This window comes from Actinotignum timonense (assembly GCF_002860685.3).
GTDB lineage: Bacteria > Actinomycetota > Actinomycetes > Actinomycetales > Actinomycetaceae > Actinotignum > Actinotignum timonense.
Genome location: NZ_CP136960.1, coordinates 699419 through 715725, shown reverse-complemented (window position 1 = coordinate 715725; position 16307 = coordinate 699419). Strand labels below are relative to the sequence as shown.

At 61.1% G+C, this 16307-nt stretch carries 14 protein-coding genes; 9 read left to right on the top strand and 5 right to left on the bottom strand.

The window, feature by feature from the left end:
* Positions 1-7: 7 nt before the first annotated feature.
* The 3 genes from CYJ17_RS02970 (at position 8) to CYJ17_RS02960 (ending at position 2521) form a co-directional block, all read left to right on the top strand.
* Positions 8-1690, top strand: a complete 1683-nt coding sequence (locus CYJ17_RS02970) for a DUF2079 domain-containing protein (RefSeq protein WP_159454975.1) — start codon at positions 8-10, stop codon at positions 1688-1690.
* A 73-nt stretch (positions 1691-1763) separates the two neighbouring features.
* Positions 1764-2165: a fluoride efflux transporter FluC gene (locus CYJ17_RS02965; protein WP_159454976.1), complete on the top strand. Its 402-nt coding sequence runs from the start codon at positions 1764-1766 to the stop codon at positions 2163-2165.
* Positions 2162-2521, top strand: a complete 360-nt coding sequence (locus tag CYJ17_RS02960) for a fluoride efflux transporter FluC (protein WP_087070047.1) — start codon at positions 2162-2164, stop codon at positions 2519-2521. The genes CYJ17_RS02965 and CYJ17_RS02960 overlap by 4 nt, the downstream gene beginning before the upstream one ends.
* 43 nt (positions 2522-2564) lie before the next feature.
* Here the strand turns inward: CYJ17_RS02960 and CYJ17_RS02955 are convergent, their stop codons facing one another.
* Both CYJ17_RS02955 and CYJ17_RS02950 read right to left on the bottom strand, forming a co-directional pair.
* The gene (locus CYJ17_RS02955; RefSeq protein ID WP_087070048.1) at positions 2565-4943 is read right to left on the bottom strand and encodes an ABC transporter permease family protein; all 2379 of its coding nucleotides are present in this window, start codon (positions 4941-4943) and stop codon (positions 2565-2567) included.
* A 2-nt stretch (positions 4944-4945) separates the two neighbouring features.
* Complete coding sequence (locus CYJ17_RS02950) at positions 4946-5614, bottom strand: ATP-binding cassette domain-containing protein (RefSeq protein ID WP_159454977.1); 669 nt, start codon at positions 5612-5614, stop codon at positions 4946-4948.
* Positions 5615-5836: 222 nt separating this feature from the next.
* Here CYJ17_RS02950 and CYJ17_RS02945 point away from each other — a divergent pair, with 222 nt between their 5' ends.
* Positions 5837-7057, top strand: coding sequence for a glutathione S-transferase family protein (locus CYJ17_RS02945; RefSeq protein ID WP_087070050.1), 1221 nt, complete (start codon positions 5837-5839; stop codon positions 7055-7057).
* Positions 7054-8724, top strand: a complete 1671-nt coding sequence (pgm, locus tag CYJ17_RS02940) for a phosphoglucomutase (alpha-D-glucose-1,6-bisphosphate-dependent) (RefSeq protein WP_087070051.1) — start codon at positions 7054-7056, stop codon at positions 8722-8724. Before CYJ17_RS02945 ends, pgm begins: the two co-directional genes overlap by 4 nt.
* A 98-nt stretch (positions 8725-8822) precedes the next feature.
* Here the strand turns inward: pgm and CYJ17_RS02935 are convergent, their stop codons facing one another.
* The 3 genes from CYJ17_RS02935 to CYJ17_RS02925 all read right to left on the bottom strand — a co-directional run bounded on the left by CYJ17_RS02935 (position 8823) and on the right by CYJ17_RS02925 (position 10780).
* Positions 8823-9419, bottom strand: coding sequence for a hypothetical protein (locus CYJ17_RS02935; RefSeq protein WP_145989754.1), 597 nt, complete (start codon positions 9417-9419; stop codon positions 8823-8825).
* Entirely contained in the window at positions 9407-9979 is a 573-nt protein-coding gene (locus tag CYJ17_RS02930; protein WP_087070053.1) for a Panacea domain-containing protein, read from the bottom strand. The genes CYJ17_RS02935 and CYJ17_RS02930 overlap by 13 nt, the downstream gene beginning before the upstream one ends.
* Before the next feature lie 147 nt (positions 9980-10126).
* Positions 10127-10780 (bottom strand): DUF4232 domain-containing protein, encoded by a 654-nt coding sequence (locus tag CYJ17_RS02925; protein WP_101595633.1) that lies wholly within the window; start codon positions 10778-10780, stop codon positions 10127-10129.
* Positions 10781-10979: 199 nt separating this feature from the next.
* Between CYJ17_RS02925 and gndA the strand changes: the two genes are divergently transcribed.
* From gndA to CYJ17_RS02905, 4 genes are all read left to right on the top strand, one after another.
* Entirely contained in the window at positions 10980-12437 is a 1458-nt protein-coding gene (gndA, locus tag CYJ17_RS02920) for an NADP-dependent phosphogluconate dehydrogenase (RefSeq protein ID WP_087070055.1), read from the top strand.
* 597 nt (positions 12438-13034) lie between these two features.
* Positions 13035-14087, top strand: coding sequence for a siderophore ABC transporter substrate-binding protein (locus CYJ17_RS02915; RefSeq protein ID WP_087070056.1), 1053 nt, complete (start codon positions 13035-13037; stop codon positions 14085-14087).
* Between the two features lie 63 nt (positions 14088-14150).
* Positions 14151-15152: an ABC transporter permease gene (locus CYJ17_RS02910; RefSeq protein ID WP_026429002.1), complete on the top strand. Its 1002-nt coding sequence runs from the start codon at positions 14151-14153 to the stop codon at positions 15150-15152.
* A complete protein-coding gene (locus tag CYJ17_RS02905) occupies positions 15149-16204 on the top strand; it encodes an iron chelate uptake ABC transporter family permease subunit (RefSeq protein WP_087070057.1) in 1056 nt (351 codons plus the stop codon). The genes CYJ17_RS02910 and CYJ17_RS02905 overlap by 4 nt, the downstream gene beginning before the upstream one ends.
* Positions 16205-16307 lie beyond the last annotated feature (103 nt).

The window sequence follows — 16307 nt, the reverse complement described above, 5'->3', positions numbered from 1 at the left end:
GAAACGGATGATGATGACTCGCCGCACGGCAGTATCGCGCCGCATGCCGGTGCCGCACCGCATGACGCTGGCTCGCACCGCGACCTGGTACCGCCCGCTGCGCACCGACCCGGTTCCCTACCTGGTTGCGCTTCTTAGTTTTATTCTTTTTACCGCTTTTTCGCTGCACCAGTGGGCTTCTATGCAGACGTCCTCCTGGGACCTGGGCATTTTCACGCAGCTCGCCCAGCGTTACGCGCATCTCGAAGCGCCCATCGTGGATATTAAAGGCCCTGGTTTCAACCTGTGGGGCGATCATTTCCATCCCATCCTCGTGGTGCTCGGCCCGATTTTCGCGCTGTGGCCCAGCGGCGCCACCCTGCTAATTGTGCAAAACGCGCTCTTCGCGATCTCCGCGATTCCGCTCACCCGCCTGGCGCGGGCACGCTGCGGGGCAGGGGTGGGGACCGCTTTCGGCCTGCTCTACGCGGTGTCCTGGGGGCTGTCGGCCGCGGTGGCCGCGCAATTCCACGAGATCGCCTTCGCGGTGCCCCTCCTCGCCTACGGGCTGACGGCCTGGGTGGAGGGTCGCTACCGGCGCGCCGCGCTCCCGCTCGGAACGCTCGTTTTCGTCAAAGAAGACCTCGGCCTCACGTTGATCGCTTTCGGCGTAGCCGCGCTACTGGCGGAGTTTTTCGCGCAGAGGCGGGCGGTCTGCGGCGCAACGGAGCAGAACGACGACGGCGCCGCCACGGCGGCGCAAACTCGGAGCGCGCGAGCTCAGGCACTCTGGGCGAGCCCTGCGGGGCGCTGGGCGGTGGGCCTGGCGATATGGGGCGCGGTGTGGTTTGTACTTTCTATCTGGGTGCTGCTGCCGGCTTTCAATCCGGACGGTGCCTGGGATTACACGGATCGCCTCACGGGCGATGCCGGGCTTTTCACCGGCGCGGCTACGAAGCTGATGACCCTGGCGGTGCTGCTGGGCAGCGCCGGAGTGGTGGGCTTGGTCAGCCCGTGGATTCTGCTTATGCTCCCGACCCTGGCCTGGCGTTTCACGGGAAACGTGGAATTCTACTGGGGCCTGGACTGGCATTATTCCGCCGTGCTCATGCCGATTGCCACCATTGCGCTGCTCGATGGGCTGGGGCGGCTGGAGCGTTCTGTATGGCTTCGGGCGCGGCGTGGACATGCCGAGCACGCGACGCATGGCGAGTGCTCCCCGCGCAGCGAATGCGCCACGGGCCGCGAACGCACTACGCGCAGCGAACGTGCGACGCGCAGCGGGCACATCAAGCGCGGCTTGATCACGCTCGCGCTGGCCGCCAGCGTGATTGCCACGCTGGTCGGTACCCGCACCAACGCGGTGGGCTGGTGGATCCAGGGGCGTTACAACGGAGCGAGCGCGGAGGAGCGCGCCGGCGCGCGGGAAGCCCTGGCCGCGGTGCCGGATGGTTCCCACGTGGTTACCGATATTCATATGCTGGCCTACCTGGTGCCGAATAATACGGTGTACTGGGAGGGAACCCGCGGGAATGCCGGGGCGAACGCGGTGGTCTTCGCGCCCCAATCGAAGGCTAACCACGGGGATGCACAGCAGATTCTCGACTGGGCCAGCGCAACCTTCGGGGGCACCTGGCATATTGCTAGCGATAAGGGCGGCTACGTGACCGTGCTACCCGGCGAAGCCCCCGCGCGCGAGGAGGGAAAATAACACGGCTACATCTGGGTCTACTTCTACGGATAAAACGCGCCCACTCTATCGGGACGCGACCGGGCTGCTCCTCGTGTTCCTCGGTGGCGGGGCCGGCACGGTAGCACGCGCGCTCGTCCCGAGCGTGGCGGCGCCGATTATCGTCAATCTCGCGGGGGCTTTCCTCCTCGGCCTCATCACCGGCTTCTTCACCACGGGCGGGCATCGATACGGGGCTCGGTTGCGACTGCTGCTCGGCACCGGTTTCTGCGGTGGTTTCACCACCTATTCGAGCTTCGTGGCGCTCAGCTCCCACCTGGCCACCGGCGAGGTCCTCAGCGGTGCACCAAGCGAGCTGGCGCGCCTGGCCGGGCTGGCTGCGGGAGGCACTCTTTTCGGTGGTTTCCTGCTTGCGTTTGCCGGGATGGCCTGCGGGCGAGCGCTGGGTCGGCACTTCCTCCCGACATGCCGGCGCGCGGGCGGTGATGCGGCATGACGCTCCTGCTTCTTGGTCTAGCGGGCGGGCTGGGTGCCCTGTGCCGCGGGATTCTCGATTCTTTCCTCACCGCGCGGCTCAAGCCGACGTGGCCGGCCGGGATTTTCACGGTGAATGTGATCGGCTGTTTCCTCTTCGGGCTCGTGACCGGCGGCGGGGCGCTTTCCGCCTGGATCGGTCCGTACAGTCTTTACGTCACCACCGGTTTTTTGGGTGGTTTCACTACTTTTTCGACGGCGATGACCGATGCCCTCGGCCTCTTCGAAAAGCGCCGCTACTGGGCCTGCATCAGCCTCCTGCTCGGGAATTTCATCCTCGGCATCGCAGCGTTCTTCGCCGGGCTGGCGCTCGGGTAGAGCCAGGTAGAGCGAGTTCTCATGAAGCGATACGCTAGGGAGCTCACCGGCGGTTCACATTTTCTGCGAAAGGTCGGATTCCCAATCGCAGCGCCGGAAGTACGGCAAGCAACCCCACGAGCGTGAGCGCCCACAACCATCCATAGTCATGCGTCACCGGAGAATACGTGAAGGGCAGGCGGTCCATTGCGGCCAACCGGCCAAGAACAACCCCGGAGCCAAGGCTGAGCACGTAGCTGGTGATCAACGGCGCCACCAAACGCCAACGAGCGCGATTCCCTCCGCCGCCCAGCTCAATGAGCCGGCGTTCCGTCGTTTGTTCAGAGACTACGGCCGTCACTGTTGCTAGCAGCACGACGGGAGCTACCAACAGGGCCAGCAGCTGGCGCACTACCGCTTGTGCCTTCAATTGCCGTATTCCTGGTTCATCTGGATCAACAAGGAACGCGAAGGGCGCTTCCAATAAAACCGTGGAGCGGATACCGTCGCGGACTTCATCAGAAAAGCTTCCGAAGCCAAAAATAATAACCGTGTACGAATATGGTTCCCCCACGCCTAACTGCGTGAGTAGCGGAGAATCGGGTGGGAGAATCAAACCGCTGAGCACGTTGTTTTCCAGGCGCTCATCCGCGATGAGCCCATCAGCCGTAAAGGTCCCGGTTACCTGCCCGTCAGAGAGCGCGATTCCGAGTAGCGTCGTCGCCCCACTTTCGGAAACGAAAGAAGCCGGGGCGTGGTTAACGTACCCACGGTCAAGAAGCCCACCGGAAGCGACCATGACCAAGTCCAGTGCCGCGGTAGGGCAATCACCAAGATCAGATGCGCTTTTAATGCACGGAGCTCCCGCCGAATCCACAATTCTATACATCCGGTCGTGTGTTGCTACGTCACCGAAAATAGCGGCGCGCTCCGAGATTTCTGGGTAGCGCTGCATCAGGTTATCGACCGCGTTTTTATTAGCACCCGTGATGGAGAGATAACTTGTTTCGCCGCTCACCTGACGGCTAGTCCAGTTACTTAGCACCGCCACACTACTCGCGTAGAGGGAAGCGTAATAGGAAAGGACAAAAACCACAGCCATACCCAATAACGCCATTTTCTGCATTCGCTGTGCCAAGCGCGCGGTGACAGGGTAACGCCGGCTTCCAGGCTGAAGTGCGTAGGCGAGACTCGGAATGCTCAAAGCACCCGCAATCATCGCCGCGTAGTGCCCGTAAGGGAAGATATACAGTTGCCGTGCTGCGACGAAAGCTACGGCGAGCACCGTGCCGATAATCCCAATCCCCAATAACAGCCGCCGTGAAAATATCTCACCGTGCAGTTTTCTGCGGTGCCGGCGCGCCTCGAAGAAAACCGTCGTGCCAGCGGCGAGCACACCACCGATAAGCATGAGAAGAAGCACCGCTACCGCTGTTGAGTTAATGGCTCCCCATTCCGGTTCTTCCCAGCGCTGTTCGACATACTCTCCGAGGGCCCCTGCGAAACTCACGTGTACAGCGGCAGCACTACCCCACCCGAGAATCCCTCCGACCAGGGCGGTCACGGTGGCGGATGCACACGTTGTTGCGGAAGCCTTCCACCGGGTATCACCCAGAGAAAGGAGGATCCGGTAGATCTCACGCCTTCGCGACCGGCCCGATCCGTAGAGAGCCACAATCACCACGCTGAGCATCACCAAGCCAATAAACCATGCCAATTGCGGTGGGATAGCCTGATTGCTGAGTGTGTATGCGCCCATTCGTGCCGACGTTACCGCGGCCGTCGTCGCCTGCCCGCCACCGCGGGTAAGCTCAACTTCAATCGGCGCCAACGATTCATTGGTAAGCCACACATCGGCTTGACCGAGTACCTCCGAGCTATCTGTCAATGCAACGCCGCTTAGCTCCCGAATGGAGGCGGGGTTTTCGGTCACGCCGCTCACCCGGAATTCCGCAGCGGTTCCGGTCTTATCCCCTTCTGCGACCTGAGTATCGACGAGTTCAAGAACATCACCCACGCTCAGGTTTAATTGCCGGGCAGCTTCCACGCTGATGGAGATGTCCCCCGGCCGCGCCGGATAACTTCCCTGGCGCAATACTCCGATGTTTGCCGGGCCGCTGGTCATAGTCACATCAGCAACCGTGGCGCTTTGGGTTTGTGCAGAGAGAAGATTCGCCCGGGTTCGGGAAAGGGCCACCGCGCGCCCGCTGCTCCCAAGCTTTTCCATATAGCTTTGCACTGCGGCATTTCCCGTCACTTGCTGGAAATACGAGCCAAACGAAGCCGTAGCACCGCGTTCCACCGCACGTCCATGTGCGGATACGCAGGCGGCCACCGTGGCCGCTAGCGCTACGGCAATAAGCGCCAGGAGTGCGGTTCGCAAGGTAGCGAAAGAACGCTGCCCCGCCATTTTTAGGATGAGGAGGACGCGCTGTTTACCCATGGTCATGACTCCAGAATCAGCTGATGCTCACTGATGCGAACAATGGCATCGGCATGGGCAGCGAACTGGCTATCGTGAGTCCCCGCAATAACAATAAGGCCCTCTTCGTGAGCAAGGTCAGCGAGTAAAAGAGCTATATGTTCAGTGTTGTCACGGTCGAGCGCCCCGGTGGGTTCATCCGCAAGGAGGATTCGTGCCGAGCCCATTAATGCTCGTGCGATAGCGACTCGTTGCTGTTCACCACCGGAGAGTAAATCAACGTTCCTATACGCGTGCTCTATTAGCCCCACGCGGTCTAAAAGCTCAAGGGCACGTTTTTTATCTTCTTTACCTGAGCGGCCCGTGGTGATCTCAGCCGCTAGAAGAAGGTTGTCGAGGGGTGATAAAAACGGAATGAGAAGATAGTCCTGGAAAATCCGGCACATGACTGATGCCCGCAATTCACGCGGTGGAATGCTGGCAAGGTCTTTGCCTGCGATGACTATTTTTCCCGCGTCAGGTTCTAACTCGCGGGCAAGAATGCGGAAGAGTGTGGTTTTGCCGGAACCGGAAGGGCCCATGAGTGCGTAAAAACGGCCCGGTGAAAAGCTCGCCGTGGCGCCCGAAAAAATAATGCGTTGTTCCTGCTGGGCTTTATATGCGAAATCAAGCCCGATCACGTCTACCGTCATTGCCGCAAGTCTCCTCCGTATCGCCTTTGATTCGCGAGTCCCACACTGCATATGCAGTGACTTACATTACTTATATTCTAACCTATACGCTTCACCCGACTTACCGCGCGCGGAGACCTGGCCCCCGCCCACCCAATCTGATATATTCTTCAACGATCAGGGCTCATCAGCAACCGATGCCCCGATCAACACCCAATACTCACCAACGCGCAGGGAGGCGAAATGACCATCGGAGCAACATTTACTCGCCGCGGCGAAGGCTACAGCCGCGACGCTCGCTATATCACCACGCGCGTGAGCCGCGACAGCACCAGCTTCCCCGTGGAGCCGGGGCGTTACCGCCTCATCGCGGCGCGCGCCTGCCCGTGGGCGAATCGCACGCTGATTGTGCGCCGCTTGCTCGGGCTGGAAAATGCTATATCGCTAGGCATCCCCGGCCCCACCCACGATGAGCGGTCCTGGATTTTTGACCGCGATGCGGGCGGAGTGGATCCGGTGCTCGGAATTCATTTCCTGCGCGATGCCTACCTGGCCCGCGACCCGAATTTCTCCTTGGGAATTACTGTTCCAGCCCTGGTGGATCTTGCTAGCGGCGCCGTCGCCACAAATGATTTTGCGCAGATGACGCTCGATTTTTCTACCGAGTGGCGCGATTTTCACCGCGAAGGTGCCCCAGATCTTTACCCCGCGGAACTGCGCCAGCCCATGGACGCGCTCATGCGCTATATCTACACCGAGATTAATAATGGCGTCTACCGTTGTGGTTTCGCCGGCAGTCAGGAGTCCTATAACCGCGCCTACCTGCGCCTTTTTACCGCACTGCGCAATATTTCCGAGCTGCTGGAGCAGCGCCGCTACCTCATGGGCGATCACATCACCGAGGCGGATGTGCACCTCTTTACCACCCTGGTGCGTTTCGACGCCGTCTACCACGGGCATTTTAAATGCAATGAAAAGAAACTGACCGAGATGCCGGTGCTGTGGGCCTACGCACGCGATCTTTTCCAGACCCCCGGCTTCGGGGACACCGTGGATTTTGAGCACATCACTTCGCATTATTACCGGGTTCATCTGGACGTGAACCCCAACCAGATCGTGCCGCTGGGCCCGGATACCTCCGGATGGCTCAGCCCGCACGGCCGCGAAGCCCTGGGTGGTGCGCCTTTCGGCGGGCCGGCCACCCGCGGGAAACGTTCCACCGCGCCCGGGCCGGTCGCTCCCGGCGAGGAAGTTCCACTGGCCGCGCGCGCCGGGCACTGGGGGAATTTCCACGAAGAACTCGCGCGCACCACAGAAGCCGCGGACAGCCGTGCGCAGGGAACCGAACACAGCCGCACGCAGGGCACCGAACACAGCCGTACGCACGGCAGCAACGGCGATGTTATCCACCCGCGGAACAAGTCCCGCGATTGGAGCGCAATTCGTGGGATACTCAATGTATGAACGAACGCGCAGGAACCCCGGCCCGCCCCGAAGATCTCATCAATGTTGATGAGCTGGTGGCGGCATATTACGATATCGAACCCGATCCGACTAACCCCCTCCAGCAGGTGGTTTTCGGAACTTCCGGCCATCGTGGCTCAGCTTTCGATGGCGCCTTTAATGAAGCCCATATCGCGGCAACCACGCAGGCGATCGTGGACTACCGCAATAAGCAAGGCTATGACGGCCCCATTTTCGTGGGCCGTGATACCCACGGGCTGTCCCTCCCGGCGGAAAAAACCGCTATCGAGGTGCTGGTAGCCAACGGCGCTGATGTGCGGGTGGATGCTCGCGGCTCGTGGACTCCCACCCCGGCGGTCTCGCTGGCCATCCTGGAGGCGAACGGCGCCCCGCACGCGCTGCGCCTGGACGGCCCGGGCCTGGCCGACGGCATTGTTATTACGCCGTCCCACAACCCGCCGCGCGATGGTGGCTTCAAGTACAACCCGCCCAATGGCGGCCCGGCGGATACCGATGCCACGAAGTGGATCGCAGCGCGGGCCAATGAGCTCATCGCCGCGGGGTGGAAGAACATCGCCCGCGTGCCCTATGAGGATGCGGCCGCGAAGGTGGGCACCTATGATTTCCGCGATGCGTATGTCACCGCGCTGGATACCATCATTGATTTCGAGGCGATCCGCACGGCGGGCGTGCGCATTGGCGCGGACCCGATGGGCGGCGCCTCGGCCGAATACTGGCAGGAAATCGCAGACCGCTACGGCATTGACCTGACCGTGGTCAATCCCGAAGTGGACCCGGCCTGGCCTTTCATGACTCTGGATTGGGACGGCAAGATCCGCATGGATTGCTCCTCGCCCTACGCGATGGCGGGCCTGCTCCACCGCATGGAACCGGATGCAAGCGGCCGCGCTCCTTACGATCTAGCCACCGGGAACGACGCCGATTCCGACCGGCACGGCATCGTCACCCCGGATGCCGGCCTCATGAACCCCAACCACTACCTCGCAGTGGCCATTGAATACCTCTTCACGCACCGCCCGCAGTGGTCCGAGCGGGTGAACGTCGGGAAAACCCTGGTGTCCTCCTCGCTTATCGACCGGGTGGTGGCCGGCATTGGCCGCACCCTCGTGGAGGTCCCGGTGGGCTTCAAGTGGTTTGTATCCGGCCTGGTGAGCGGCGAGATCGGCTTCGGCGGGGAAGAATCCGCCGGCGCTTCCTTCCTCCGCAAGGACGGTTCGGTGTGGACCACGGATAAGGACGGGCTTGTGCTCGACCTGCTCGCGGCAGAAATCACCGCGGTAACCGGCAAGTCCCCCTCCCAGCTCCACGATGAGCAGGTGGAACGCTACGGCTCCTCGGCTTACGCCCGGATCGACGCCCCCGCCACGAAGGAAGAAAAGGCCAAGCTCGGCAAGCTTTCCCCGGCGGACGTCACGGCCACGGAACTGGCCGGTGAGCCGATTACCGCGAAGCTGGTGGAAGCACCCGGGAACCACGCGGCGATTGGCGGCCTCAAGGTCACCACGGAAAATGCGTGGTTTGCGGCCCGGCCTTCCGGCACGGAGGATGTCTACAAGATTTACGCCGAATCCTTCCGCGGCCCGGAACACCTGGCCCAAGTCCAGGAGGAAGCGCGCGCCGTGGTTGCGGCCGCGTTGGGTAACTAAGAACGTCACTACATAGGAACGATGACGACGCGGGGCGGGTGGCTGTGCCACCCGCCCCGCCCCTTGCCAACATCCCAATATGGCAGGTACTCAAAAAGTTAGGCGCCAAGACCCGCCGCAATTTTTTCGAGTGCATCGCGAATTTCTTGGCCAGTCACGTACATTGTTATCAGGTCGTTTTCCTGGCGTACCGCTGGTTTAAAACCATACTTTTTGCGATAGTACTGAACTAAAGCGTCATCGCCAGTATGCAAGACAAGATACCTGGCGCTAGAAAACCTGATGCTATCCAGGAAACAAGAAAAAACGCCGTACATCATGAGAACACCAAATGGCGGCTTCCCTGCACAAGAAGCATCGAGAGCAAATTTTCCAAGCAAAACAGCCGGATGCATTTTATAGGAGCCAGCGGTCCCGCCATTTTTCGGATCGAAATACTTGTCTCTGCGCCGGACATCATCGCACAATACCGAGTACGAGGAAAGACAAAAATACCCGAGAGGAACGTTGCTGTTTTTCGGAAGTACCACCCACACTCGGCAAAGATCTTCGCTATCCGCGCGCAGAGCATGACGGCGCAGCCAGGTTCCGTGATAGTCGCCATCGCCAAGCGTGGAAAAAGACGAAAGATCATGGCCTGCGCTAATTTGGGTAAGCTCCAGGCCATGCTTCGATAACAGGCTCATGCCCGACACAGCGCCAAAATATCCTCAACGAAGGACCCGTGATCGAAATCGGCAACAGGTTCCTCTTCAAAAACCGTCACCGCTCGCTCAGGCAACTCCAATCCTTCCGGGACTTTTTTAGCTATGAAGTGATCGATAATATCGGAGCTAGGAAGATCGGCCCGCTCGCTTCCTTCTACCCGGTTATTCCAGGCAGTAATCCAGGGCTGTTCTTCGTGAGTCATATCCCGAAGCTCCCACCTATCGTGCGGGCTGTAGTAATCCCACACGGCCTCAAGAATCTCTTTTTCATAAAGAGAAAACTCAGCAGGTGAAAAACCGTGACGCTCCTGGGCACGCGCAAGCGGCTCTTCCGTCACCTCAATGGTTTTAGCATGAGCCGAATAGAGGTCGGATATGACAGGTCCGTGCTTCATCGCGTAAAAATGTTCGCGGAAAAGGGGCCGGGCAGTTTCGTAGGCGTACCACCCGTAAGCATAGAAGCACAACTTCTGCAAGGTAATAGCGGGAATGCTTCGCGTAGGAGATTTCCGAATAAAAAACCGCGCAACATCAAAAACGGTGATCATACCTACCCCCTCACAGCCCTTGAAAACCGACAGAGTCTCTTACTCCAGCCTATTGCAGAAATGTGGCGTCGTATACATTACGCACAGCACACTTTTTACGACGACGCGGGGCGGGTGACTGTGCCACCCGCCCCGGTTGATTCCCCGCTAGCGGACTTCGCTCAGCAGGTCGATATCATCATCCTGACAGCCCGTGAGATCGACGGGAATGTCAATATCCTCCCCGCCGTCCTCGATATCCACCTCAAGATGGGTGGCAGGCTTAGCGGGCGCACACCCGGGCACACTCCCTGGATCGGCCACCGCCACAGTCCAGCTCACGCTGGAACCCGGAGCGATGCTGCCAGCTTGGGAGCTCAGTTCCAGATTCTCGGACACGCCATCCCCGGCGGCGTCTTTCAGCTCGATGTCCACATCCGGATGCAGGGTACAGGCCGCCTGTGAAGAATTCGTGAGGGTGAGAATATACGTGCCGGCCGCGCTCTTGTCCGCACCGCTAGCTGCGCCCCCGCCCGCACCCCCGGGCTCGAATCTGGCTGCCAGATTCGCCGCGCCGCACGCCCCCGCGGCCGGGGCCGCCGCCCCACCAGCAGCCGCGGCAGAGGTGGCGGGAGCGGCGGTGGCGGCGTCGTCGTTCTTCCCACTCTCAGCACCGGAGCCCGGCGCCGTGGCGGTGGCCCGGGGCGTGGAGTCGGTACCCGCGGTGGTGGAAGCGCCATTCGAACAGGCGCTCAAGGTCAGCGCGGTGGCGGCAGCGGTGGCAGCAGCGGCAAAGAGGGCCGTGAATCGTGTTATTTTCATACCGCCACCCTAACAAGCACCCGCGAAACCGACCGTATTTCGAGGAAAAATGACAAGATTCTCATCCGGCTGTCATTTTTCGCGCCCTCGCCTTGGAAGCGAACGGAACACACATCCACGATCTGCGCGCGGGACTCTAGAATAGATGCGTTAGAAACCTCAATCAGGCGTTCTGAGAAGTCGTAGAAGAAGGAGCCGCATGTCTATTCCCACCCCGCCCGTTGGCGTTGCAGATATCGGAGTGACCGGGATGGCGGTGATGGGCTCGAACCTGGCCCGCAACCTCGCCAGCCGCGGCTACAAAGTTGCTATCCACAATCGCACCGCCGCGAAAACCGAGCGGGTGATGGCCGAGCACGGCAGCGAAGGGGAATTCTACCCGAGCGAATCCATGGCGGATTTTGTGGCCTCGCTGGCCCGCCCGCGGGTGGCCATTATTATGGTCAAGGCCGGCAAGCCCACCGATGCGGTGATTGAGGAGCTCGCCGATCTCATGGAGCCGGGCGATATTATCGTGGACTGCGGGAATTCACTCTTCACCGATACCATGCGCCGCGAAGCGGAGATTTCCGCGCGCGGGCTGCATTTTGTGGGCACCGGGGTCTCCGGCGGTGAAGAGGGCGCGCTCAAGGGCCCCTCGATTATGCCCGGCGGCACCCGCGAATCCTATGATCGCCTGGGCCCCATGTTCGAGGCGATTGCCGCGCGCAAGAACGGCGAACCGTGCTGCACCTACGTGGGCCCCAACGGCGCCGGCCATTTCGTAAAAATGGTGCATAACGGCATCGAATATGCGGATATGCAGCTCATCGCGGAAGCTTATGACCTCATGCGCACCGCCCTGGGCATGAGCGCCGCGGAGATTGGCGACGTTTTCGAGCGCTGGAATTCCACCGAGCTGGACTCCTACCTCATTGAGATCACCGCCGAGGTACTGCGCCAGCGCGATGCCACCACCGGCGCCGCGCTCGTGGATGTGATTGCGGACGCCGCCGCCCAGAAGGGCACCGGGGCTTGGACCGTGCAAAACGCCGCCGCTTTCGGGGTGCCCGCCACCGGGATCGCCGAGGCAACCTTCGCGCGCAGCCTGTCCGGGGACGCCGCCGAACGCGCCGCCGGCCGCGCCCTGCCCGGGCACACCACCGAGGTCACGGTGGAGGATCGCGAGCGCTTCATCGAGGATATCCGCCTGGCCCTCTACGCCTCCAAGATGGTGGCCTACTCCCAAGGTTTCGAGCTCATCCGCAAGGGTTCCCTGGAGAATTCCTGGGGTATTGACCTGGGCGCGATGGCGCGGATTTGGCGCGCGGGCTGCATTATCCGCGCGGCTTTCCTCGACCGCATCACCGAGGCCTACACCCGCCAGCCCGATCTTCCGCTCCTCCTGGCCGACCCCTACTTCAGCTCCGAGATTTCCGGGGCGGTCGAGGCCTGGCGCCGGATTGTGGTATTCGCCGCGCAGCGCGGGGTGCCGATCCCGGCCTTCGCTTCCTCGCTGGCCTACTACGACGGCGTGCGCGCCGAACGCCTCCCGGCGAATCTTATCCAGGCCCAGCGCGATTATTTCGGGGCGCATACCTATCACCGTGTCGACACCGAGGGCGTGTTCCACACCGTGTGGCAGGATCCCGCCCGCCCGGAAGAGCACTGGGACTAGGTGCGCTCAGGCCAGGGCGCTGCGTTTAAGAACGCCAGGGCCGGGCGCGCCAGGGCTAGACGCGTTGGAGCCAAACACGCCGGGTCTGGTCAACGTTTGTTGAGTTATCCACAGATGTGACATATCCCGGGGCGCCATTCCCGCCACACTAACCTTCGGTAGCGTAACCTTGAAGAGTAGTACCGCGGGCGTGGGCCTCCCGAATTCTCAACGGGGTGCATAACTATCCCTCGCCAGTGGCTATACACCACAGCGACTGCACCTCGGTGGCAAGATCCGTTCCACATCTTGCTGCCGAGGTGCTTCTACCCCGCCGCGACCCGCGGGAACGTTAGTAGCACGACGACGCCGCCGCGCTACCGCGCGGCCTGCCGGCCCGAGGTCCTAAGGGGCCAGCACCGCAGATACCCCAAAACCCTGTTTCGTGACAGTGTCTCCAAAAAATGCCACATTAGTTAAGATCTATACACAGCGCGTAACTGGCACAATGCCGCATTATGCACATAGCCTTGAATTAAGGTGTCCCATATAAGTACACTCATGGATGGGTTAGGACTTCCTTCCCTAACGTATTTTTACTCTACGCAAAGGTAAACGATGAAGAAGACAGTTCGCGGCTTTTTCGCGCTTGTGGCTGCCGGCACCCTCGCTCTGGGTGCTTGCTCCAATGACTCGGCCAAGGATACCTCCTCCCCTTCGGCCGCCGCTTCGGAACCCGCCGCTGAGGCCACTTCGGAGGCCCCCAGCAGCGTTTCGATTACGGATTCGCACGGCACCCAGGAAGTTCCGGTCAATCCGGAGCGCGTGGTTTCCCTGGATAACCGCACTTTCGAAACCCTGCATGAGTGGGGCGTCAAGCTCCTCGCGGCTCCCAAGGATGTGATGCCGAAGGACGATCCGTACGTCAAGGATGACTCGGTCGTGAATATCGGCAACCACCGCGAACCGAATTTCGAGGCGATTACCGCAGCCAACCCCGATCTGGTTATCGTGGGCCAGCGCTTCGCCCAGCATTATGACAAGATCAAGGCCGCCGCCCCGAACGCCGCGATTATTGACTTGAATATCAAGCTGCCCAAGGAAGAACAGGATGCGGATGCCAATAAGTCCGGCGAACTCCTCATGGACGGCATGAAGAAGGACGTCGAGGATCTGGGCAAGATCTTCGGCAAGGAAAAGGAAGCCGCTAAGCTCAACGCGGATCTGGATGCCGCGATTGCCGCCGCGCGCGATGCCTACCCGGCCGGCCAGAAGGTGCTGTCCATCAACACCAACGGTGGCAAGATGGGTTACCTCGCCCCGGGCGTGGGCCGTACCCTCGGGCCGCTCTACCCGCTCCTCAACCTCACCCCGGCCTTCGATCTGGGTGAAGGAACCTCGAACCACAAGGGTGACGAAGTTTCCGACGAAGCTCTGGCGCAGGCCAACCCCGAGTGGATCCTCATTATGGACCGCGATGCCGGCGTGGGCGAAGGCAACGAAGCTCACGGTGCTGATCTGGTAACCAACTCCCCCGCCATGGCCAATGTGCCGGCGGTGCAGAAGAAGCAGATCCTGACCATGCCCGCGGATACCTACGTCAATGAAGGTCCGCAAACCTACATCGAATTCCTCAACGACCTGGCTAAGGCCTTCAAGGCCGCCAAGTAGCTCAGGCTAGAGGCTAACCAACCTGCGGGGGCCGGGAACCCGGCCCCCGCAGCATGTACGCCCATGACAACACCACCGCAGAGTTCTCTTTCCTCACGCAGACCTACCGCGAGCAGGCTGCTGCGCGCCCTGCCCCTGACCCTCGGCATTATTATTCTGGCCGGCCTGGTCTACCTATCCATGACCACCGGCACCTACAATATCGCCGAGCACGAAGGTGGCGAATTCATGTACTTCGCCACCCGCATCCCCCGCACCGCCTCCCTGGTGCTGGCCGGCGCCGCCATGGCCATGTGCGGGCTGGTTATGCAGCTGCTGACCCAAAATAAATTCGTGGAACCCACCACCACGGGCACCACCGAATGGGCCGGCCTCGGGCTGCTCGTCGTAATGTTCCTGGTCCCGCATACCTCGCTTATCGAGCAGATGCTGGCCGCCATCCTTTTCGCTTTTATCGGCACCATTATTTTCTTCCTGGTGCTGCGCCGGGTCACGCTGCGCTCCTCGGTGATTGTGCCGATTGTGGGGATTATGCTCGGCGCGGTTGTCAGCGCCATTTCCACGTTCTTCGCCCTCAAAACTGACACCCTGCAAACCCTAGGGGTGTGGTTCCAGGGCAGTTTCGCTAATGTGGTGGCCGGGCGCTACGAACCGCTGTGGATCGTTCTTATCGCCACGGTGCTTATTTTCATCCTGGCCGACCGCCTCACGGTGGCGGGCCTGGGTGAGGATGTGGCCACCGGCCTGGGCGTGAATTACAACCTCATCGTGCTGCTCGGCACCGGGGTGATCGCCCTGACCACCGGCGTGGTCACCGTGGTGATCGGCCGCATTCCCTTCCTCGGGCTCATCGTCCCCAATATTATTTCGCTGCTGCGCGGGGATGATCTGCGCTCCAACCTCCCCTGGGTGTGCGTTTTCGGGGCCGGGATCCTCACGGTCTGCGACCTGGTATCCCGCACCCTCATCGCTCCCTTTGAAATCCCGGTGTCACTGATCCTCGGCACCCTGGGAGCGGCCGTGTTCATCTTCCTTATTCTGCGGCAGCGCCGGAGGCTCTCATGAGCGTCGTCGTACCACAATCTCCCGAAAAATCTTGTGCCACGGGCGCAGCTCCCCGCCACGCGGGTGCCTTCGCGACCCCGCGGGCGCGGCGGCGCTACTGGCTGCTGCTCATCGGCATCGCGCTACTCGGCGTGGCTTTCACCGCGCTCTATTTTGTGTGGAATATTCCGGTGGCGGTGGGAAGCGAGGGCTTCTGGATTATTACCCGGATGCGAGCCGAGGCGGTGTTTTCGATTCTGCTGGTGGCCTTTTGCCAGTCGCTAGCCACCCTCGCGTTCCAGACGGTGACCACCAACCGGATTCTTACGCCGTCGATTATGGGTTTCGAGTCGCTGTATTCGGTGATTCACACCTCCACGATTTTCTTCTTCGGGGTGGCCGGATTCGTGGCTTTCACCGGGGTGCGGGCCTTCCTCATCCAGGTGGCGATTATGGTGGCGTGTGCGCTGGCGCTGTACGGCTGGCTGCTGCGCGGTAAGCTCGGCAGCCTGCATATTATGCTGCTTATCGGCATTATTATCGGCACTGGCTTGGGCTCACTGTCCGCGTTTATGCAGCGTATGCTCACGCCCTCCGAATTTGATGTGCTGTCCGCGCGCATGTTCGGCACCATCGCGAATGCGCGTTCGGATGTGTTCGTGGCGGCGCTGCCGCTAGCGCTCGGGGCGGGCCTGGCGCTCCTCCTCATTTCGCGTTCCCTCAACGCGATTGCGCTGGGGCGCGATGTGGCGGTGTCGCTGGGCGTCAATCACCTGCGGATGCTGCTCATTTCGCTCACACTTATCGCGGTGCTGGTCTCGGTGTCCACGGCGCTGGTGGGGCCGATGACGTTCTTCGGTTTCCTCGTGGCAACCCTCACCTACCAGGCGGCGGATACCTACGATCACCGTTTCCTCTTCCCCATGGCCGCCGTGATTGGTTACGCGGTGCTCATGGGTGGCTTCTTCGTGATGAAAAATATTTTCTCGGCGGAAGGCGTGGTCTCCATCATTATTGAGCTGGTGGGCGGCCTGACGTTCCTCGTCGTCGTATTGAGAAAGGGGCGGTTGTAATGCGCCACCGCAAGAAAACAGCAGGCACGCATCTTGAGGTTCCCGCGCCGGTGCCGCCGGTGGTCTCCCCGCATCTGCGTGCGGCCGATCTGAGCTGCGCCGA